The 19,355-nt window shown below is 69.9% G+C and carries 20 protein-coding genes; 10 read left to right on the top strand and 10 right to left on the bottom strand.

Annotated elements, in window-relative coordinates:
* The first annotated feature begins 2 nt into the window (after positions 1-2).
* Positions 3-1,481: a replicative DNA helicase gene (gene dnaB / locus AOQ37_RS14075; protein WP_062644826.1), complete on the top strand. Its 1,479-nt coding sequence runs from the start codon at positions 3-5 to the stop codon at positions 1,479-1,481.
* 12 nt (positions 1,482-1,493) lie between these two features.
* On the opposite strand, the gene AOQ37_RS14070 is transcribed toward dnaB, so the two are convergent.
* A complete protein-coding gene (locus tag AOQ37_RS14070; protein WP_062644825.1) occupies positions 1,494-2,057 on the bottom strand; it encodes a dihydrofolate reductase family protein in 564 nt (187 codons plus the stop codon).
* A gap of 129 nt (positions 2,058-2,186) precedes the next feature.
* Between AOQ37_RS14070 and AOQ37_RS14065 the strand changes: the two genes are divergently transcribed.
* Positions 2,187-3,572, top strand: coding sequence for a serine hydrolase domain-containing protein (locus AOQ37_RS14065; protein ID WP_062644823.1), 1,386 nt, complete (start codon positions 2,187-2,189; stop codon positions 3,570-3,572).
* A 66-nt stretch (positions 3,573-3,638) separates the two neighbouring features.
* On the opposite strand, the gene AOQ37_RS14060 is transcribed toward AOQ37_RS14065, so the two are convergent.
* Positions 3,639-4,091 carry a GNAT family N-acetyltransferase gene (locus AOQ37_RS14060; RefSeq protein ID WP_062644821.1) on the bottom strand — a complete coding sequence of 151 codons (453 nt, stop codon included), beginning with the start codon at positions 4,089-4,091 and terminating at the stop codon, positions 3,639-3,641.
* Positions 4,092-4,101: 10 nt separating this feature from the next.
* Positions 4,102-4,575 carry a MarR family winged helix-turn-helix transcriptional regulator gene (locus AOQ37_RS14055; protein ID WP_062644819.1) on the bottom strand — a complete coding sequence of 158 codons (474 nt, stop codon included), beginning with the start codon at positions 4,573-4,575 and terminating at the stop codon, positions 4,102-4,104.
* A 143-nt stretch (positions 4,576-4,718) separates the two neighbouring features.
* Here AOQ37_RS14055 and AOQ37_RS14050 point away from each other — a divergent pair, with 143 nt between their 5' ends.
* Together AOQ37_RS14050 and AOQ37_RS14045 are read left to right on the top strand one after the other, a co-directional pair.
* Positions 4,719-5,933, top strand: a complete 1,215-nt coding sequence (locus AOQ37_RS14050; RefSeq protein WP_062644817.1) for an MFS transporter — start codon at positions 4,719-4,721, stop codon at positions 5,931-5,933.
* A gap of 201 nt (positions 5,934-6,134) precedes the next feature.
* Positions 6,135-6,554 carry a GlcG/HbpS family heme-binding protein gene (locus tag AOQ37_RS14045; protein ID WP_062644811.1) on the top strand — a complete coding sequence of 140 codons (420 nt, stop codon included), beginning with the start codon at positions 6,135-6,137 and terminating at the stop codon, positions 6,552-6,554.
* A 70-nt stretch (positions 6,555-6,624) separates the two neighbouring features.
* On the opposite strand, the gene AOQ37_RS14040 is transcribed toward AOQ37_RS14045, so the two are convergent.
* Complete coding sequence (locus AOQ37_RS14040) at positions 6,625-7,491, bottom strand: GNAT family N-acetyltransferase (protein WP_062644809.1); 867 nt, start codon at positions 7,489-7,491, stop codon at positions 6,625-6,627.
* A 292-nt stretch (positions 7,492-7,783) separates the two neighbouring features.
* On the opposite strand from AOQ37_RS14040, the gene AOQ37_RS14035 reads away from it, so the two are divergent.
* Complete coding sequence (locus tag AOQ37_RS14035) at positions 7,784-8,416, top strand: HAD family hydrolase (protein ID WP_062644807.1); 633 nt, start codon at positions 7,784-7,786, stop codon at positions 8,414-8,416.
* A gap of 407 nt (positions 8,417-8,823) precedes the next feature.
* The gene (locus tag AOQ37_RS38660; protein ID WP_078890169.1) at positions 8,824-10,590 is read left to right on the top strand and encodes a globin domain-containing protein; all 1,767 of its coding nucleotides are present in this window, start codon (positions 8,824-8,826) and stop codon (positions 10,588-10,590) included.
* Positions 10,591-10,628: 38 nt separating this feature from the next.
* Here the strand turns inward: AOQ37_RS38660 and AOQ37_RS14025 are convergent, their stop codons facing one another.
* From AOQ37_RS14025 to AOQ37_RS14005, 5 genes are all read right to left on the bottom strand, one after another.
* The gene (locus AOQ37_RS14025) at positions 10,629-11,111 is read right to left on the bottom strand and encodes an NUDIX domain-containing protein (RefSeq protein ID WP_062644805.1); all 483 of its coding nucleotides are present in this window, start codon (positions 11,109-11,111) and stop codon (positions 10,629-10,631) included.
* Between the two features lie 101 nt (positions 11,112-11,212).
* Positions 11,213-12,118: a LysR family transcriptional regulator gene (locus AOQ37_RS14020; protein ID WP_062644803.1), complete on the bottom strand. Its 906-nt coding sequence runs from the start codon at positions 12,116-12,118 to the stop codon at positions 11,213-11,215.
* Between the two features lie 229 nt (positions 12,119-12,347).
* Complete coding sequence (locus AOQ37_RS14015) at positions 12,348-13,505, bottom strand: cystathionine gamma-lyase (protein ID WP_062644801.1); 1,158 nt, start codon at positions 13,503-13,505, stop codon at positions 12,348-12,350.
* A complete protein-coding gene (locus AOQ37_RS14010) occupies positions 13,502-13,993 on the bottom strand; it encodes a low molecular weight protein-tyrosine-phosphatase (protein ID WP_062644799.1) in 492 nt (163 codons plus the stop codon). The genes AOQ37_RS14015 and AOQ37_RS14010 overlap by 4 nt, the downstream gene beginning before the upstream one ends.
* Positions 13,994-14,000: 7 nt before the next feature.
* Positions 14,001-14,378: a phage holin family protein gene (locus AOQ37_RS14005; RefSeq protein WP_054242144.1), complete on the bottom strand. Its 378-nt coding sequence runs from the start codon at positions 14,376-14,378 to the stop codon at positions 14,001-14,003.
* A gap of 58 nt (positions 14,379-14,436) precedes the next feature.
* Here AOQ37_RS14005 and AOQ37_RS14000 point away from each other — a divergent pair, with 58 nt between their 5' ends.
* From AOQ37_RS14000 to AOQ37_RS13985, 4 genes are all read left to right on the top strand, one after another.
* A complete protein-coding gene (locus AOQ37_RS14000; RefSeq protein ID WP_062644797.1) occupies positions 14,437-14,754 on the top strand; it encodes a cupin domain-containing protein in 318 nt (105 codons plus the stop codon).
* Between the two features lie 231 nt (positions 14,755-14,985).
* The gene (locus AOQ37_RS13995; protein WP_062644795.1) at positions 14,986-15,198 is read left to right on the top strand and encodes a DUF5326 family protein; all 213 of its coding nucleotides are present in this window, start codon (positions 14,986-14,988) and stop codon (positions 15,196-15,198) included.
* A 206-nt stretch (positions 15,199-15,404) separates the two neighbouring features.
* Positions 15,405-16,304, top strand: a complete 900-nt coding sequence (locus AOQ37_RS13990; protein ID WP_234436900.1) for an IclR family transcriptional regulator — start codon at positions 15,405-15,407, stop codon at positions 16,302-16,304.
* Positions 16,305-16,404: 100 nt separating this feature from the next.
* Positions 16,405-16,851 carry an SsgA family sporulation/cell division regulator gene (locus AOQ37_RS13985; RefSeq protein ID WP_062644793.1) on the top strand — a complete coding sequence of 149 codons (447 nt, stop codon included), beginning with the start codon at positions 16,405-16,407 and terminating at the stop codon, positions 16,849-16,851.
* Between the two features lie 225 nt (positions 16,852-17,076).
* Here the strand turns inward: AOQ37_RS13985 and AOQ37_RS13980 are convergent, their stop codons facing one another.
* Complete coding sequence (locus AOQ37_RS13980; RefSeq protein WP_234436899.1) at positions 17,077-18,309, bottom strand: YibE/F family protein; 1,233 nt, start codon at positions 18,307-18,309, stop codon at positions 17,077-17,079.
* Positions 18,310-19,355: the final 1,046 nt, after the last annotated feature.

Genomic DNA, 19,355 nt, shown 5'->3' with positions numbered 1-19,355 from the left:
CGGTGAGCATTTCCGAGCCCTTGGACGACCCGTGGGCCGACAGCGGGCCCAGTGATCGTCTGCCTCCGGCCCGGCGGCGCGGCGAAGGAGGGCGCGGTCGTGACGAACAGCACGACCGCGGTCGGGACAGCGGCGAGTGGGAAGGCGGTGGCACCGCCTTCGAGCGGGTACCGCCGCAGGACCTGGACGCCGAGCAGTCGGTCCTCGGCGGCATGCTGCTGTCCAAGGACGCCATCGCCGACGTGGTCGAGGTCCTCAAGGGCCACGACTTCTACAAGCCCGCGCACGAGACGATCTACCAGGCGATCCTGGACGTCTACGCCAAGGGCGAGCCGGCCGACCCCATCACGATCGCCGCCGAGCTCACCAAACGCGGTGAGATCAACAAGGTCGGCGGGGCGTCCTATCTGCACACCCTCGTCCAGACGGTGCCGACGGCCGCCAACGCCGAGTACTACGCGGAGATCGTCCACGAACGCGCCGTGCTGCGCCGCCTGGTGGAGGCCGGCACCCGCATCACGCAGATGGGATACGCGGGCGACGACGACGTCGACGAGATCGTCAACCGCGCCCAGGCCGAGATCTACGCGGTCACCGAGCAGCGCACCAGTGAGGACTACCTGCCGCTCGGCGACATCATGGAGGGTGCCCTCGACGAGATCGAGGCGATCGGCTCGCGCAGCGGCGAGATGACGGGTGTGCCCACCGGATTCACGGACCTCGACTCGCTCACCAACGGCCTGCACCCCGGCCAGATGATCGTCATCGCGGCGCGTCCCGCCATGGGCAAGTCGACGCTCGCGCTGGACTTCGCGCGCGCGGCGTCGATCAAACACAACCTGCCCAGCGTCATCTTCTCCCTGGAAATGGGGCGCAACGAGATCGCGATGCGCCTTCTCTCCGCCGAAGCCCGGGTCGCCCTGCACCACATGCGTTCCGGCACCATGACGGACGAGGACTGGACGCGTCTGGCGCGCCGGATGCCCGAGGTGTCCTCCGCACCGCTGTACATCGACGACTCCCCGAACCTGTCGATGATGGAGATCCGGGCCAAGTGCCGCCGGCTGAAGCAGCGCAACGACATCAAGCTCGTGATCATCGACTATCTCCAGCTGATGCAGGCCGGTGGGTCCAAACGCTCCGAAAGCCGTCAGCAGGAGGTCTCGGACATGTCCCGTAACCTCAAGCTGCTGGCCAAGGAGCTGGAGGTCCCGGTGATCGCGCTCTCGCAGCTCAACCGTGGTCCCGAACAGCGCACCGACAAGAAGCCGATGGTGTCCGACCTGCGTGAGTCCGGCTCCATCGAGCAGGACGCGGACATGGTCATCCTGCTGCACCGTGAGGACGCCTACGAGAAGGAGTCCCCGCGCGCGGGCGAGGCGGACATCATCGTGGGCAAGCACCGTAACGGCCCTACGGCCACGATCACCGTCGCCTTCCAGGGCCACTACTCCCGCTTCGTGGACATGGCGCAGACCTGATCCGGTGCCCGCTCAGCGCCTCGTCTCGTACCTGGTGAGGATCACGCCGGAGGGAAACGTCCGCGTCTCCACCAGGTTCAGGTTCACCCAGTTGTCCAGCCCGGCGAAGAACGGCGTGCCGCCGCCCACCAGGACCGGCGCGGTAGCCAGCACGTACTCGTCGATCAGCCCGGCCCGCATGGCCGCCCCGGCGAGCGTCGCGCCGCCGATGTCCATCGGGCCGCCGTCCTGGGCCTTGAGCCGGGCGATCTCGGCGACGGCGTCGCCGGTGACCAGGCGGGTGTTCCAGTCGACCTCGTCGATCGTCGAGGAGAACACCACCTTCGACATGTCCCGCCATCGGCGCGCGAACTCGATCTCCGCCGGGGTGGCGTCGGGCCGCTGGTCGCCGGTCGGCCAGTAGGAGCTCATCGTCTGCCACAGCCTGCGCCCGTACAGCGTCAGATCGGTCGCCCGCAGCTGGTCGGACCAGAACTGGAACAGCTCGTCGCTCGGCACGCTCCAGCCGATGTCGTCGCCGGGCGCCGCGGTGTAGCCGTCCAGGGACAGGTTCATGCCGTAGATCAGTTTCCGCATGGCGCCAGCCTTCCGTGAATCGGTCTCACGCGTGCAGACCGACGCGGTGCGGGAATCTCATCGGCTCCGAGACAGGCGCCGCGGCGAAATGAGCTCGACGCCGGCCGCGCGGGCGGATGGACTGGGCCCATGACGACACCTCAGGATGAGCTCCTTCCCGGTACCCGGCGGGCGTTGCTGCACCGCGTCGCCGTGGCCCAGGCCGAGGGACGGGCTCCGTCGCTGGTCGCCGCGGTCGTACGGGACGGACGGGCCGTGTGGCACGGGGCGCGGACCTCGGTCGACGGACACGCGCCGGACGAGAACGTGCAGTACCGGATCGGCTCGATCACCAAGACCTTCACCGCCGTGCTCGTGCTGCGACTGCGTGACGAGGGAGTGCTCGGCCTCGAGGACCCGCTGGAGAAGCACCTGCCCGGCACCGGCGCGGGGGAGGCCACGGTGGCCGAACTGCTCGCCCACACCGGTGGGTTGGCGGCCGAGTCGCCCGGCCCCTGGTGGGAGCGGACCCCGGGTTCGCTGCGGCCGGGGCTCGCCGATGTCCTCGGCGACCGGGCCGCCCCGTTCCCGGCCGGCCGGCGCCATCACTACTCGAACCCCGGTTACGCGCTTCTGGGTGCTCTCGTGGAGGAGCTCCGCGGGGCGCCCTGGGAGGAGGTTCTGCGGCGGGAAGTTCTCGAACCTCTGGGCCTGGATCGCACGAGTGTCAGATCACAGGCTCCGGCGGCGGGCGGCTGGGCGGTTCATCCCTGGGCCGATGTGATGCTGCCCGAGCCCGCCGAGGACTTCGGGCGGATGGCCCCGGCAGGCCAGCTCTGGTCCACGACCGGCGACCTCGCGCGCTTCGCCGCCTTTCTGGCCCGGGGCGACGACCGCGTGCTGAGCGCGGAGACCCTGCGCGAGATGTGGACGCCCGCGGCACCGGCCGGGCCGGCCGACGTGGCGGACGGGGCCACCTATGGACTCGGACTACAGATCCAGCACCGGGACGGCCGTCTGCTCGTGGGCCACTCCGGCTCGGTACCCGGCTTCCTGGCCACCCTCACCATCGATGTGGCGGACGACGTGGCCGCGGTGGTGCTCGCCAACTGCACGTCCGGCCTTCTGACGTCCCAGGTGGCCGCCGATCTCGTACGGATCGTCGCCGAGGCCGAGCCGCGGATTCCCGAGCCGTGGCGTCTGCTGCGGGATGTGGACCCCGCCGTCCTGGAGCTGGCGGGTCAGTGGCACTGGGGGACCAGCCCCTTCGCGCTCCGGGTGACGGCCGACGGGATGGTCTCCCTGGGACCGTTGTCCGGCGGTGGCCGGCGCTCCCGGTTCAGGCCGAACGGGGACGGCACCTGGACCGGCCTGGAGGGCTACTACGCGGGAGAGCTTCTGCGGGCCGTACGGCGGCCGGACGGGAGCGTGGACCACCTGGACCTCGGGTCGTTCGTGTTCACGCGTCAGCCGTACGACGAGAGGGCTGCTGTGCCCGGTGGCATCGACCCGGAGGGTTGGCGCGGCATCGGATAGCCGCCCCTACAGAGGAAGCGCCTTGTTTCACGTGAAACAAGGCGCTTCTGCTCGTACTCGGAGACCTCAGAGCTGGAGCTTGAAGCCCACGTGGGACGCGACGAAGCCCAGGCGCTCGTAGAAGCGGCGGGCGTCGGTGCGTGAGCTGTCGGAGGTGAGCTGCACCAACTGGCAGTTCTCACGCCGGGATTCCTCGATGGCCCACTCGATGAACCGTGTGCCCAGACCACTGCCACGCTCGTCGGCGTGCACCCGCACGCCTTCGATGATCGACCTGGTCGAGCCGCGCCGGGACAGGCCCGGGATGATCGTCAACTGGAGCGTTCCGACAACTCGTCCCTCGCGGACCGCGACGACCTGGCGCTGGTTCGGGTCGGCGGTGAGTCGTTCCAGCGCGGTCAGATAAGGGCTGAGATCGTCCGGCGACTCGCGCTGTGCGCCCAGGGGGTCGTCGGCGAGCATGGCGACGATCGCGGGTATGTCCTCGGCGGCGGCGGCCCGTATTTCAAGATCTCCCATGCCCGCAACCCTAAGCGTCCACGGCGGCGACGGGCGTGTTCAGTGACTCCACGACCCGTACCAGCGGCGCCAGTTCCGGGTTCCTGGCGGCTTCGTCGAGTGCCTGGCGCAGGGCGGCGTCGTTGGTGGGACGGGCTTCGGCGAGGAGCTTCAGACCGGCGTCGGTGACGTTGGTGTAGATGCCCCGTCGGTCGGTGGGGCACAGATAGCGCTCGAGCAGGCCGCGGTCCTCGAGGCGGGTCACCAGCCGGGTGGTCGCGCTCTGGCTGAGGACGACCGCGTCGGCCACCTGCTTCATCTGGAGATGTCCGCCGTCGCCGTCGTGCTGTCGGCTGAGGACGTCGAGCAGGTAGTACTCGCGCACGCTCAGGTCGTGCCGGCTCTGGAGCGCGCGCTCGATGTGGGCCTCGATCCTCCCGTGCAGCAGGGAGAGGGCGCACCAGCCCTGGGCGAGAGCGGTGAGCGCGGGGTCCGTCGCAGTCATAGGGGTTCTCCTCCGTCCCGGAGCGGCTGACACCAGGATAGAGCAGCTTCGCGATATACGGCGGTTGCAGATAGCCAGCGTGTGCAACTATTGTGAACGCACGCAAAGCGCATCTGCAATCGTCTGGGAAGGTCTTACCCCCTATGCCTCTCGCGCTTCTGGCCCTCGCGATCGGGGCCTTCGGAATCGGAACGACCGAGTTCGTGATCATGGGTCTGCTGCCCGAGGTCGCGGCCGACTTCGGGGTCTCCATCCCCACGGCCGGCTTCCTGGTGACCGGCTACGCGCTCGGGGTCATGTTCGGTGCCCCGCTCATGACGGTCCTCGGCACCAAGGTCTCCCGCAAGCGGATGCTGATGCTGCTCATGGGCCTGTTCATCATCGGCAACCTGCTCTCCGCCGTCGCCCCGTCGTTCACCGTGATGCTGATCGGCCGCGTGGTCGCCTCACTCGCCCACGGAGCCTTCTTCGGCATCGGCTCGGTCGTCGCGGCGGACCTGGTCGCACCGGACAAGAAGGCCGGGGCCATCGCCATGATGTTCACCGGCCTCACCGTCGCCAACGTCGTGGGCGTTCCGCTGGGCACCCTCGTCGGACAGAGCGTCGGCTGGCGCGTCACCTTCGCCGTCGTCGCCGCGCTCGGCGTCGTGGGCCTGACCGGTGTCGCCAGGCTCGTGCCCGAGATGCCGCGGGCCGAGGGAGTGAACCTGCGGCACGAGCTGGCCGCCTTCAAGAACGTCCAGGTACTGCTCGCCATGGCGATGACCGTCCTCGGCTTCGGCGGCGTCTTCGCGGCCATCACCTACATCACGCCGATGATGACGCACGTGACCGGCTTCGCCGACGGGTCCGTCACCTGGCTGCTGGTCCTCTTCGGGCTCGGCATGGTCGGCGGCAACCTCGTCGGCGGCAGGTACGCTGACCGCGCGCTGATGCCGATGCTGTACGTCTCCCTGGGCGCCCTGGCGGTCGTCCTGGCGCTCTTCACCCTCACCGCCCACCACAAGGTCCTGGCGGCCGTCACGATCGCCCTGATCGGCGCCCTGGGCTTCGCCACCGTCCCGCCGCTCCAGAAGCGCGTCCTGGACCAGGCCCACGGTGCGCCGACGCTGGCCTCGGCCGTGAACATCGGCGCCTTCAACCTGGGCAACGCGCTGTCCGCCTGGCTCGGCGGCCTCGTCATCGCCGCCGGACTCGGCTACACCGCCCCGAACTGGGTCGGAGCCGCCCTCGCCGCGGGCGCCCTGCTCCTCGCCGTCGTCTCGGCCGCACTGGAGCGCCGTGAGAACGCTCCTGCCGGTGCCGTGGTCGCCGGTGGTGGAACGCCCGTCGCGTCGCGGACCGCCGTCCACCGGTAAGACCCCTCGGTCACCTCGCCGGGCCAGGGACGTCCCGGCGAGCAGGCGACCGTCCCCGACCACCCGCGGACCTCGACCGCATCACGACCTCGGCACCGAAACCTCGGCACCGATACCGCGGCACTGAGACCTCGGTCCTGTCGAACCCGCGCCGGATTCCGGCAGCACCCCCCGCCAACACCGCAAGGAGAAGTTCCCCTCATGAGCACCACCACCGTCGCGCCGCTGACCATTCAGGACGCCGAAGCCCTCGTCACCGCGGCCCGCCGTGCAGCCGAGGCCGCCGAGGTCACAGTCAGCGTCACCGTCCTTGACGCCGGCGGCCATCTGCTGGCCTTCCGGCGCGATGACCGGGCCGTACTGATCTCCGGGGAGACGAGCACACGCAAGGCGTACACGGCACTTCAGCTGAACGCGCCCACGGCCGACCTCGTCGAGGCCGTTCAGCCCGGCGGCCTCTTCCACACCCTGCCCACCGCGCTCGACCGGCCGCTGCTGTTCATCGCCGGCGGGGTGCCGGTGCACCGTGACGGCCGTCTGATCGGTGCGATCGGCGTCGGGGGCGGCGCCCCGGAGCAGGACCACGGCTTCGCCACGGCTGCCGTGGAGACGCTCGCCTGACCTGTCACCCCCACCGAGAACGCCGGTTCCCGACCATCACGGGAACCGGCGTTCCGCCGTGTCCCCCGGATCAGCCGGCTGCCACCGTCAGCGGAGCGAACCGGCGGCTCCAGTCGCCCGGCAACTCGGTGATCCCGTGGGTCATCACGGCGTTGAAGGCGACGGATTCCAGACCCCTGGCTTTCACCCACTCCAGCAGTTCCTCGTGCCGCACGTCGATATCGGTACGCAACGGCCGTTCCGTACGGGCGGCGAGGGAGGCCAGCAGGGCCTTCGCGGTCTCCGTGTCCCTGGCGATCAGCGGGCCCACGACATGGGTGTCCATGTTGGGCCACGCGGCCGCGTAACCGATGATCCGGCCGTCGTCCTCGGCCACCCGCAACCGGTCGGCGAAGGCGGGCAGCCGGGTGATCACATGCGTTCGATCGGTGCCGAAGACCTCCTCGTCGAGCCGGAGGATCGCCCTGAGGTCCTCGGCCGTGGCCGCGCGGGTGGCGACGGCCGAAGCGGTCTCGTCCACCGCGAGACGCCCGCGCACCATTTCCGCCCGGCCGGTGACCTTGAAGCCCAGCTCCTCGTAGAGCGGACGGCCGTTGGGTGTGGCGTGCAGGGTCAGCGGGGTGGTGCCCATCAAGGAGACGACGTGCCGCATCAGCCGCCGGCCGATGCCCTGCCGGGCGTGCCGTTCCGCCACCAGCACCATGCCGATGGCACCGAGGGTGGGACGCCCGTGCGGGCCGTACTCGGTGACGACGCAGGCGGCAACGAGTCCGCCGTCGGGATCGTCGATGCCGTAACCCGTTCCGGCCGACAGGAGCAGGCCCCACTTGTGCTCCTCGCGCGGCCACCCCCGGTCCTCGGACAAGTCGGCACAGGCGGTGAGGTCGCGGTGCGTCAGACGGCGGATGGGCAGAGCGGTGAGGGAAGGAGTCGGCACGCAGGTCAGGCTGTCCGACCCGTACCGTCGGCGTCCACCTGTTTCCCCTGGGACGTACGTGCTTTTGGCCACGCCCTGGCGCGTCGCCCACCGCTCATTGCCCACCACCCGCCACCCGCCACCCACCACCCACCACCCATCGCCCACCGCTCATTGCCCACGGCTCACAGCCCACCGTCCGATGCTCACCGAAGCGGCGGGCGCGGGAGTGTTTCACGTGAAACAGGGGCGAACGGCACCGCGTGAGGAGCCCTGTCAGGGAGGTGTCAGGACGGCCCGTTAGCCTCGGGCCATGGCGAGACTTCACCTCTTCGACCTCGACGGCACCCTGATGCACGGGACGTCGGCCCCGTTGGAGATCTCACGCCAACTAGGTCTGGAAGCCCAGACGGTGGCGCTGGAGCGCTCGATCTCGGCGGGGTTGATCGGGCCGCCGGAGTACGCGGCGCAGGTGTACGACCTCTGGGCTGAGCTCACCGAGGAGCATGTGACGGCGGCCTTCGACGGGGCGCCGTGGCTGGCTCGCATCCGCGATGTCTGGACCGAGATCAGACGCCGGGGAGAGTACTGCGCGGTCGTGTCGCTCTCGCCTTCCTTCTTCGTCGAAAGACTCACCGGCTGGGGCGCCCACGCGACGTACGGGTCCCGGTTCCCGGCGGTCCCCTTCAGCGAGCCCTTGGACCCGGCGGGAGCGCTGAGCGCGGCCGCGAAGGTGCTGATCGCCGACCGGCTCTGCGCGGAGTTCGGAGTGAAGCGGGATGACTGTGTCGCTTACGGCGATTCGCTCTCCGACAAGGATCTGTTCGGGGTCGTGCCGGTGTCCGTGGCGGTCAACTCGGACCACCATCTGGCGGGCCTCGCGACCCACTCCTACGTGGGAAAGGATCTGTGGGATGCCTATGAATTGGTATGCGGCGAAGGCTGATTGAGGAAAATCCGCCCATCGCGTGACGAGCGTGTTCCGGTGACGGAAGGGCGGGACTTGTGCGGCGGACGACGGCCGGTATGGTCGACTCCGGTTCGCTTCCGGAACGAAGTGCGCGCGACGCGGTTCATGTGTTCCGCGCGAGCCGAGAACAGGGCAATGCAGCCTAACGGGACGGAGAGATCGAAGACCCGCATTTCCGGTGATGTGACCGAGGCGTCCGGACAGGATGCGATGCTGCGGTGAAAGTGCAGCCCGAACCCGCACAGCCGTCCTCCGTGGGGGTACGGGAGGGGACATACGGGTGGACCGCGGCGGCCCTGGTCGTGGAACCGAACGGAAGAACAGGCCCTTTGCGGGGGAAGCAGGCACCTTCCGATCCAGGAAGTGCGCAGACCGACCGAAAGATGTTCGAGGCGAGGCACACCATGGACGCTCCGGCCAGCAGGTCGGCCGACAACGGCATGTCCGGCGGCGGGGACGGATGGTTCACCCCGCGCAAGCAGCCGGAGCCGGCTCCGCAGGGCGAGCAAGGGGCTTCCGAGGGTCGACGCCTGGCCGCACTGCGCCCGGTGGGACGCACCGCGGTCGACCCCCACGGGGACGCGCCTGAGGGCGGCACCACGGACACCGAGCGCCGAATACCCCCGGACCCGCCGACTTCCGACGCGTCGGTCCCTGATGCGACGACCGCCCCCGCGAGCGCACAGACCCACTCGCCGCCCTGGCCGGGATCCACGGACGAGGTCCGCCGGCCCGCCGACGCAGCACCCTCCGCCCAGCCCCGGACGCCCGCCCCGGCCGGGGCACCGGGCCCGCCCGTGACACCCGACACCGCACAGGGCCGCGCCGAACCCTGGACTCCTTTCCAGCCGTCGACGTCCCGGCCGCAGCCGCAGCCGTCGGCTTCGGCCTCGGCTTCGGCCTCAGTCTCGGCGGATGCGCCCCCGTCCCCGCCGCGGCCCGTGCTCGCCGAGTCCCGTTCGTCCGTACGGCAGTTCACCGACTCGCCCGCCGAGTCCCCGAAGCCCGCTCAGCGGCCGACGCCCGTCAGCTCCGCGTCTCCGGACGCCGTCCTCGTCCGGCGCACGATGGCCGAGGTGGCCCCGGTGGCCGACAAGGTCACGTCGTACTTCTACGCGCTGCTGTTCGTCCGCCATCCCGATCTGCGCTCTCTGTTCCCGCCCGCCATGGACGCCCAGCGGGACCGGCTCCTCAAGGCACTGCTCACCGCCGCCGAGCACATAGACAACAAGACGGTCCTCGTCGACTACCTCCAGAACCTGGGTCGTGGCCACCGCAAGTACGGCACCAGGCCCGAGCACTATCCGGCCGTCGGCGAGTGCCTCATCGGCGCCCTGAGCAAGTACGCGGGAGCCGTGTGGAACGCCGAGACGGAGGCGGCCTGGGTCCGGACCTACACCACGATCTCCCAGGTCATGATCGACGCGGCGGCCGTGGACGAACTGCGGGCCCCGCCCTGGTGGTACGCGGAGGTCGTCACCCACGACCTCAGAACGCCGGACGTCGCCGTCCTCACCGTCCGCCCCAACCAGCCCTACCCCTTCCTCGCCGGGCAGTACGCGAGCCTGGAGACGCCCTGGTGGCCGCGGATCTGGCGGCACTACTCCTTCGCCTCGGCGCCCCGCTCCGACGGCCTGCTGGCGTTCCATGTGAAGGCCGTCCCCGCGGGCTGGGTGTCCAGCGCCCTGGTGCACCGCGCCCGGCCCGGTGACGTCATCCGGCTCGGTCCCCCGGCGGGTTCGATGACCGTCGACCACACCCGGGACAGCGGACTGCTCTGCCTCGGCGGCGGCACCGGCATAGCCCCCATCAAGGCACTGGTCGAGGATGTCGCCGAGCACGGCACCCGGCGTCCGGTCGAGGTGTTCTACGGCGCGCGCAGCGATCACGACCTGTACGACATCGACACGATGCTCCGGCTGAAGCAGTCCCACTCCTGGCTCGAGGTCCGACCGGTGGTCGACCGGCACGGCCTGCTCCAGTTGCCGGACGCGATACGCACCTTCGGGCCCTGGGCCGAGTACGACGCCTTTGTCTCCGGCCCGCCCGGCATGATCCGCAGCGGAGTGGACGCCCTGCGCGGCGTCGGCATCCCCGAGGAGCGCATACGCCACGACTCGGTCGAGGAACTCGTCGCGACCGGAAGCTGACCCGGCGCCGCGCGACGTCCCCGGACGGCGTCCGGCCCTCAGCCGAGGTCGGGCGCGTGCATGGCGCGGACGCCCTCGATGTTGCCGTCGAGATAATGTCGCAGCGACAGCGGGACGAGGTGGACGGAGGCGATCCCGACCCGGGTGAACGGCACCCGGACGATCTCGTACTCCCCGGCGGGTTCCTCGATCTCGGGGCCGTGACGCTGGGACGGGTCCATGGACTCCAGGCGGCAGACGAAGAAGTGCTGCACCTTCACGCCGGTCGCACCTCCGTCGTCACCGATGTGCTCGACGGTGTCGACGAAGCAGGGCACCACGTCGGTGATCTTGGCGCCGAGTTCTTCGTGCACCTCGCGGTGCAGGGCGTCCACCACGGTGGCGTCATCCGGTTCGACCCCGCCACCGGGCGTGACCCAGTAGGGATCCACACCGGGCTTGGTGCGCTTGATCAGGATCAGGTTGTCGCCGTCCAGCAGAACGGCTCGTGCGGTGCGCTTGACCACGGGTCGGACGGTCATGGGAGAAATGTGGCCCGGCTGGTTCCACGTGAAACATCGGGAGAGGCCGCAGGTCGGGCCCGTTCCTTGCGGTCGCTTCTTGTCACCGCGCGTAAACCGGCTCAGCACCACGCCGTGGCGGCGCCCAGCAGCCACTCGTGGGCTCGCGCGATATGCGGTGTCGCCAGCGTTCCTGTGCGCGCCACGAGGACGTATGTCCTCAGCGGCGGCACCGCCGGCTCGTGCAGCGCGACGATGTCACCGCGCTCCAGCGCCGCCGCGCACAGGTAGCGGGGAAGGACCGCCAGACCGGCGCCCGCGGCCGCACACGCGAGGACCGCGCGCAGGTCGGGCACGATGACGGTGCCCGAAGCGGCGGGGCGGGCGTCGAAGACAGAGGCCCAGTAGCGGGAGACCAGGGGCAGCGATTCATGGACCTCGACCACCGGGAGGTTCTCCAGCGCGGACGCGCCCTTGCGGCCCGGCTTGTCGGCGTCGATCCGCTCGTCCCACTGCGGGGCGGCGACCAGGACGTGCTCCTCGTCGCACAGCGGAGTGGCGGTGAGCAGCGAGCCGCGCGGCCGTGCCGTGCTGATGGCCAGGTCGTGGTGGCCGGCGGCCAGGCCCTCCAGGACCTCCTCGGCGTTCCCGAAGGAGGCACGCAGGGCGAAACCCTGGCCGTCGTCGCCGGACAGCTCGGTGAGCGCGGGAAGGGCCCGCTCGGCGGTGAATTCGGGAGGCCCGGCGAGGTGCAGGGTCCGCTCGGCGGACTCGTCGCCGGGGCCGGTCCCGGCGATCTCCACCAGGGCGTCGAGATGGGGAGCGGCCTTGTGGGCGAGCTCGTCGCCGATGCTCGTCGGCGTCACACCACGGGCCTGCCGCAGGAACAGGGGGCGGCCCAGCTGCCGTTCCAGGGTGCGGATCTGCGAGGTCACGGCCGGCTGGGACAGCCCCAGCAGTGCGGCGGCGCGGGTGAAGGAGCCGGCCCGGTGCACGGTCACGAAGGTGCGCAACAAGGCCAGATCCACGGGGCTTCCTCCCTTTTCGCCGTCCTTCCTCCAGCTCCGAGGCAAGGCCCAACTATAAATATGTCGATAGGTCTCTGTCGCTACTGTGATTGGACACTGACACAGAGTCAACTAGCCTTGTTCGCGCGGTTCTTCGCATGTGGAACCGAGGACGGTCCGAGCCACGAGGGGGGAGGCTCGGACCGTCCGTTGCGCGTAGCGGGGCCCCGGCCGGGAGTCCGTAAGGCGGTCACCGTGCCGACTCCTCCAGCGCACGGACCACATCCGCCACGAGGTCCTCGGGATCCTCGGCACCGACGGACAGCCGGATGAAGCCCTCCGGTACCGCGTCCCCGCCCCAGCGCCCGCGCCGCTCCGCGGTGGACCGCACCCCGCCGAAGCTCGTCGCGTCGTCCACGATCCGCAGTGCCTCGAGGAAACGCTCGGCACGCGCGCGCGTGGCCAGCGTGAAGGAGATCACGCACCCGTAGCGGCGCATCTGCTGCGAGGCGACCTTGTGAGACGGGTCGTCCGGCAGCCCCGGGTAGCGCAGGCCGGTCACCTCGGGCCTGCCTCGCAGCACCTGGGCCACGGCCAGGGCGGTGGCGTTCTGGCGCTCGACGCGCAATTGGAGGGTGGCGATCGACCGGTGCGCGAGCCAGGCCTCCATGGGCCCCGGGATGGCCCCGACGATCTTGCGCCAGCGGCGTACGGCCGTCATCGGCGTACCGGCCCGCCCGGTGACGTAGCCGAGGAGGACGTCGCCGTGACCCGTGAGCTGCTTGGTGCCGCTGGCCACCGAGAAGTCGGCGCCGAGCTCCAGCGGGCGCTGCCCGAGCGGGGTGGCGAGCGTGTTGTCCACAGCCACCAGAGCGCCACGCGCGTGTGCCGCCTCGACGAGCCGCCGGATGTCGCACACGTCCAGTCCGGGGTTCGAGGGCGACTCGATCCACAGCAGCTTCGCGTCGTCCAGGACGTCCAGCTGGGCGTCGTCGGCGGTCGGCGCGGTGCGGACCTCGATGCCGTACGCCTCCAACTGGGCGCGCACCAGGGGCAGCACCTGGTAGCCGTCGGCGGGCAGCACGACGACGTCACCGGCCCGCAGCTGGGAGAACAGCACCGACGAGATCGCGGCCATGCCGGAGGCGAAGGCGAGCGTCTCGACGTCGTCCTGGCCCGGCGCTTCGAGCTCACCGATGGCGTGCTCGAGGTGGGTCCAGGTCGGGTTCTCGTCGCGGCCGTAGGTGTACGGGCCCGTGGGCTCGCCCGGCAGGTGGAAGTGCGCCGCGAACACCGGCCCGGGAAGGGTCGGCTCGTACTTCACCGGTTCGGGCAGCCCCGCCCGCACCGCGCGCGTGCCCTCGCCGGGGGCTCCGGAAAGCTCTCCGTCGGTAGCTGGTCCGCTCATGCCACTCGTCCTTCCACATCGCCCCGTACGGCGGCGAGCAGCCCGGCGCTCGCCTCCTCCACCATCTCAAGGCACTCCTCGAAACCGCTCCGGCCCCCGTAGTAGGGGTCGGGGACGTCGAGGTCGTCTACCGCCGCGGGATCGTAGGACCGAAGCAGCCGTACCTTCGCCGCGTCCTCCTCGGTGGGTGCGAGGAGGCGCAGGGCCTTCCGATGGCCGGAGTCGAGGGCTACGACGAGGTCGAGGCGGGCGAACCAGGACGGTTCGAAGCGCCGGGCTGTGTGCCGGAGGGCGTAACCGTGCTCCTCCAGGACGACGAGGGCACGCGGATCGGCGTTCTCGCCCTCGTGCCAGTCCCCCGTGCCGGCGCTCTCGACCTCGACCAGTGCCCCGAGCCCGGCGTCCTCCACCCGCGCGCGGAGGACCGACTCGGCCATCGGCGAGCGGCAGATGTTGCCGGTGCAGACGAAGCAGACGCGGTAGGTCATCGTGGGCTCAGTCCCCGTCGGGCATGACGACGTTGAGTGCCCAGGAGACGACGGAAATGATCAGGCCGCCCAGGACCGCGGTCCAGAAGCCCTCCACGTGGAAGCTCAGGTCGAGCTTGTCGGCCAGCCACGAGGTCAACAGCAGCATCAGGGCGTTGACCACCAGGGTGATCAGGCCGAGCGTGAGTATGAACAGTGGAAAGGTCAGCACCTTCACGACCGGCTTGACCAGGAAGTTCACCAGGCCGAAAAGGAGTGCGACGACGACCAGGGTGCCGATCTTCTTGCCCGTGCTGTCACCGGTCAGAGTGATCTTGTCGAGCAGCCAGACGGCGACCGCCAGGGCACCTGCGTTGGCGATCGTCTTGACTACGAAATTCTTCATGTGTCTGATCGTGGCAGAGAGATCGAGAACGAGCACCGGACGAAGGCGGACAAGGTCGATGAAGGCATTCCGGTTGGACGAACTGGAGGCGGAGCGAGCCGCCAACGACGGTGCGTATCTACAGTTTCTGCGTGAACGGAACATGTCCGTCGGTCTGTACGCGCTCGACGCCGGCGCGCACGATCCGCAGAATCCGCACAACCAGGACGAGGTGTACTTCGTGGTGAGCGGGCGCGCCTCGATCACGGTCGGCCTGGAGACCACGCAGGTGGCCCGCGGCAGTGTGGTGTACGTCCCGGCCGGGGTCGCCCACAAGTTCCATCACATCAGCGAGGACCTCCGGGTCATGGTCGTGTTCTCGCCGGCCGAGAGCTGACCTTCCCCCTGACCCTGCCGTGGGCATGGCCGCCCGGTGCCTGCCTGCGCCGGTCCGTCTGCCGGTTGACCAGCGGTCTCGGGGTTCCCTAGGGGTTCGGTCAGGGGAGGACAAGGGATGCGAGGCCCCCGTCGGCCCCCTCTTCGGACCTAGCATCGACGGCAGGACATCGAAGCGCTCCGGCCCGGCAAGGGAGCCGGACATCGACCGAAGAGGATGAGGAAAAGGGCGATGCGAGAGATCTTCGCGGGAATGCCGTGGTGGGTGAAGTGGGTCGCGGTGCCGGCCATCGCCCTGGTCGTGTTCGGCGGCCTCATAGCCAGCGTCGTGGGGTTCGTGATCGGTCTGCTCTTCAAGCTGCTGGTGTTCGTGGCGCTGGTCGGCGGACTGATCTACGTCGTAAGGAAGTTCACTTCGAGCTCCTCGTCGCGCAGCGACTGGTGAGCCGTGCGGGAGGCCGGTGAGCGGTAACAGGAATCGCCTGTTCCCTCGGCCGGGGGAAGTTTCCCTGACAGCCCGTCTGTACGCGGTGGCAGACGGTTAAAGTCCGGAACTCGTCGCGGGGCGAACCCCCGCGAGTGGCGCACACCCCCCCTCCCGTGTTCCCCGCACGGATCTCCCCCCTCGCGCTCCGGAAGTGACCCGTGGTCATGGTTGACACCGCATCGGCAGAACCGTTCGCACCCCCCGCCCGGCCGCGTTCCGCCGCACCCCCGCTCCAGCGCCCACCGAACCCGAACCCGAACCTGAACCTGAACCCGAATCCGAACGCGAACTCGAACACTCCCGAGCATCCGCACCCCGCCGCCACCCTGATCGGCTCCGTCCAGCGCGCCATGCGCCTGCTGGAATCCGTCGCGGCGCACGAGTGCGGGGCTCCGGCCAAACAACTCGCCCGCGAGACCGAACTCGCCCTGCCGACGGCCTACCACCTGCTGCGCACCCTCGTGCACGAGGGCTATCTGCGACGGGAGAAGGGGCTGTTCTTCCTCGGTGAGGCGGCTGAGCGGCTCGGCAGGAGCGGAGCGGCGCAGAAACGTCGCAGCACGGTCGCCGACACCCTCGCGCAGTGGCGCGATTCGATCGGTGTGCCCGTCTACTACGCCCGGTACCGCGACGGCGAGATCGAGATCATGTGCGTCTCCGACACCCCGGGCAATCCGGCGGTCGAGGAGTGGGCCGACTTCGGCGAGACCGGACACGCGCACGCGATCGGCCAGTGCCTGCTCTCCCAGCTGGACGAAGACGCCCGCCGCGACCATCTGGACCGCTACCCCGCGCAGTCGATCACCCCGTACACCGTGCGCGACAACCGCACCTTGCTACGGCGCCTGGAGCGGATGCGGCGGATGGAGCCGGTCGTCGAACGGCAGGAGTACGCGCTGGGCACGGTGTGCGCGGCCATCCCGATCACCGTGGGTACCACCGCGGCCACCATGGCGATCTCTCTGCCCGCCCATCACGCCGACCGTCTGCTGCCGGCGGCGCGCCAACTCCAGAGCGAGATCGGACGGCTTCTGGGATCGCTGGCGATCTCTATCAGTATCTGAAAACTCACTCCTTGTGATCTGTTGTGTACTTTCAGCAAGATGCATGCAGGGTCAGAAGGTCCATTCCCGGCCAGTCGGCGGCAAATGACGGGGTTAGGCGATGCGCGAGTCCGTACAGGCAGTACAGGCAGAGGTCATGATGAGCTTCCTCGTCTCCGATGAGCTCTCGTTCCGCATTCCGGTGGAGCTGGGGTACGAGTCGTGCGATCCGTACGCGGTCCGGCTCACCTTCCATCTGCCCGGTGACGCCCCGGTGACCTGGGCCTTCGGGCGCGAGCTGCTCATCGACGGGGTGGGCAGGCCGTGCGGCGAAGGGGATGTCCGTGTCTCGCCGGTGGACCCCGATGTGCTGGGGGAGGTTCTGATCCGCCTTCAGGTCGGAGGAGACCAGGCGCTGTTCCGCTCCTCGGCGGCACCGCTCGTGGCGTTCCTCGACCGCACCGACAAACTGGTGCCACTGGGCCAGGAGGGTGCTCTCGCCGATTTCGACGCGCATCTGGACGAGGCACTGGACCGGATCCTGGCGGAGGAGCAGAGCGCCGGCTGATGTGCGGACGCAGCGAGTGAGAGCGACGTGAGGGGTGGCGCGGCAGGTGGTGGCGCGGAGGACCGTGGCGCGTCGAGTCGTGGAGAGTGTTTCGTCGCGGTCGGTGTCATGTTGTGCAGTAACGCTTCTTCTTGCGGTGGCGCAGGCGTTGAAACGGCCTTGCCGGGAAGGTGAGCAGTGCGCCCGAGTCGGCCGGTGCGATCCGTACTCGGGCGCCCTCCGGGCTCAGCGCTTGCGTCGCCTGCCACGGCCGCCCCGGGCCTGGGCGCTGCCCCCCGCGGCCGTCGCCCCCACCGCAGCCGCAGGAGCCGCTTCCGGAGCCGCCACGTGGGCCTTGCCGGCGCCCGGCCGGTCGGCGGAGACCACCAGGGCCGCCAGGGCCGTCGTGACGGGCACGGAGGCGACCAGGCCGATCGAGCCCACCAGGGTGCGCACGATCTCCTCGGCGACCAGCTCGCTGTTGGCGACACTGCCCACGCTGCTCTGCGCGATCGAGAAGAGCAGCAGCAGCGGCAGCGCGGCACCGGCGTAGGCGAGGACGAGCGTGTTGACCACGGACGCGATGTGGTCGCGGCCGATGCGGATGCCGGCCCGGTACAGGCCGCGCCAGCCCATCGCGGGGTTGGCCTCGTGCAGTTCCCAGACCGCCGAGGTCTGGGTGACCGTCACGTCGTCGAGGACACCGAGCGAGCCGATGATGATGCCGGCCAGCAGCAGACCGCTCATGTCGATGGACGGGTACAGGCCGTGGATCAGGCCGGTGTTGTCGTCCGTGTTGCCGGTCAGCGCGGCCCAGTCGATGAACACCGAGCCCAGGACGCCGATCAGCAGCAGGGAGATCAGCGTGCCGAGCACCGCGACGGAGGTGCGGGCCGACAGCCCGTGACAGAGATAGAGCGCGATCAGCATGATGGCGCTCGATCCCACCACCGCGACGACCAGCGGGTTCGACCCCTGGAGGATCGCGGGCAGGACGAAGAAGTTCAGCACCATGAAGCTGATGGCCAGCGCGACCAGCGCCATGACACCCCGCAGCCGCCCGACGACCACGACGGCGACCGCGAAGATGATGGCCAGGACCGCCATGGGGATGCGGCGGTTCACATCGGTCACCGAGTACTGGAGGTCCTTGGGCGCGGAGGGCTCGTAGGCGACCACGACCTTCTCGCCCTGCTCCAACTGCCGTGACTGGTCCGGCTGGACGATCTCGGTGAACGTACGGCCCTTGTCGTCGCCGGTGTCCACTCGGATCGTGGCCCGCTTGCAGTCGCCGCTCGCCTGCTGCTGCGCGGAGGAGCCCTCGGCCGTGGAGGTGTCGCCGGTGGGGGTGCCGCCCGAGGCGTTCACCGATGCGCAGCTCACGCTGACGACCTTGGTGACCGTGGCCTGCTGGGTCTGCCGGTCGAAGCCGACTCCGGTGCGTTCATGGGCCGGGGCTCCACCGGGCCAGAGCACCACGAGCCCCACCAGTACCGCGGCTCCGAACGGGATCAGGATGGCGGCGATGACCTTGCGCAGGTGCTGGGAGACGGGTGCCGCCGGGCCGTGACTGTGGCTGTGCGAATGCCCGTGCCCGCCGCCCGAGCCCGAACCGTGCCCGTCGCCAGGCCCGTGCCCGTGCCCGTGTCCGTCGCCCGGGCCATGACCACCGCCATGGCCGTGACCGCCGCCGTGACCCTGGCCCGGGCCGTCACCGGGCCCGCCACCATGACCACCGTCGTGGCCCTGGCCCTGGCCGTGACCTTGGCTGTGTTCGCGGTCGAAGCCGTATCCGTCACCAGGGCCGGGACGAGGGTCGGGACGAGGGCCGGCGCCACGGTCGGGGCCGTACTCCTGCCCGGGAGCGGCTCCGCCCCCGTACCTCCGGTCGCCTCCGTAGCCCTGGTCGTTCCCGTAGCCCTGGCCGTTCTGGGTCTCCTGCCCGCTTCCGTGCCCCTGCCCGTCCTGGTGACCCCGGCCGGTGCCGAGCCCTGGGCCGTTTCCGTAGCCTCGACCGTTCCCGTTCCCGTTCCCGTTCCCGGAACCAGAACCAGAACCGAAGCCGGAACCCGGCCCCGTCCGCGCAGCAGGCCCGAAGCCGCCGTCGGAGCCGGGTCCTTGACCGCCTTGACCGCCGGGAGTTCCGACGCGTCTCAGCCCACCGAGTCCACCGGCGTATCCCGGCCCGCGCTCGGGGTTCCGCGGGTGCTCGTGACCGTTGCTGAAGTCGCGGTCCCCTCTGGGGCCGCTGCCCGAACCGCTGCCTGAGCCAGTGCCAGAACCGCTGCCGGGGCCACTGGTGGCGCCGGGTCGGCGAGGCGGCTCGGGCGGCGGGTACGGGGGCTGGTGTGTCGTGGTCACCGACCGATCATCGCAAGAACGGCACGGGCCCTCTGTTCACCGCGCCAGAATTGACGCTAGCGTGGAGCCAACCTTTGCACACGCGGGAGCTCGGAGCACCGGGCTGAGAGGGCGCTGACCTCCGTCTTTGCGATGTTTCACGTGGAACGTCTCTCGAGTCGAGT

The sequence above is a fragment of the Streptomyces maremycinicus genome (assembly GCF_001184025.1).
Classification (GTDB): domain Bacteria; phylum Actinomycetota; class Actinomycetes; order Streptomycetales; family Streptomycetaceae; genus Streptomyces; species Streptomyces maremycinicus.
Note: the sequence above shows the minus strand (reverse complement) of the source record. Positions and strands in the feature narration are given on the sequence as shown.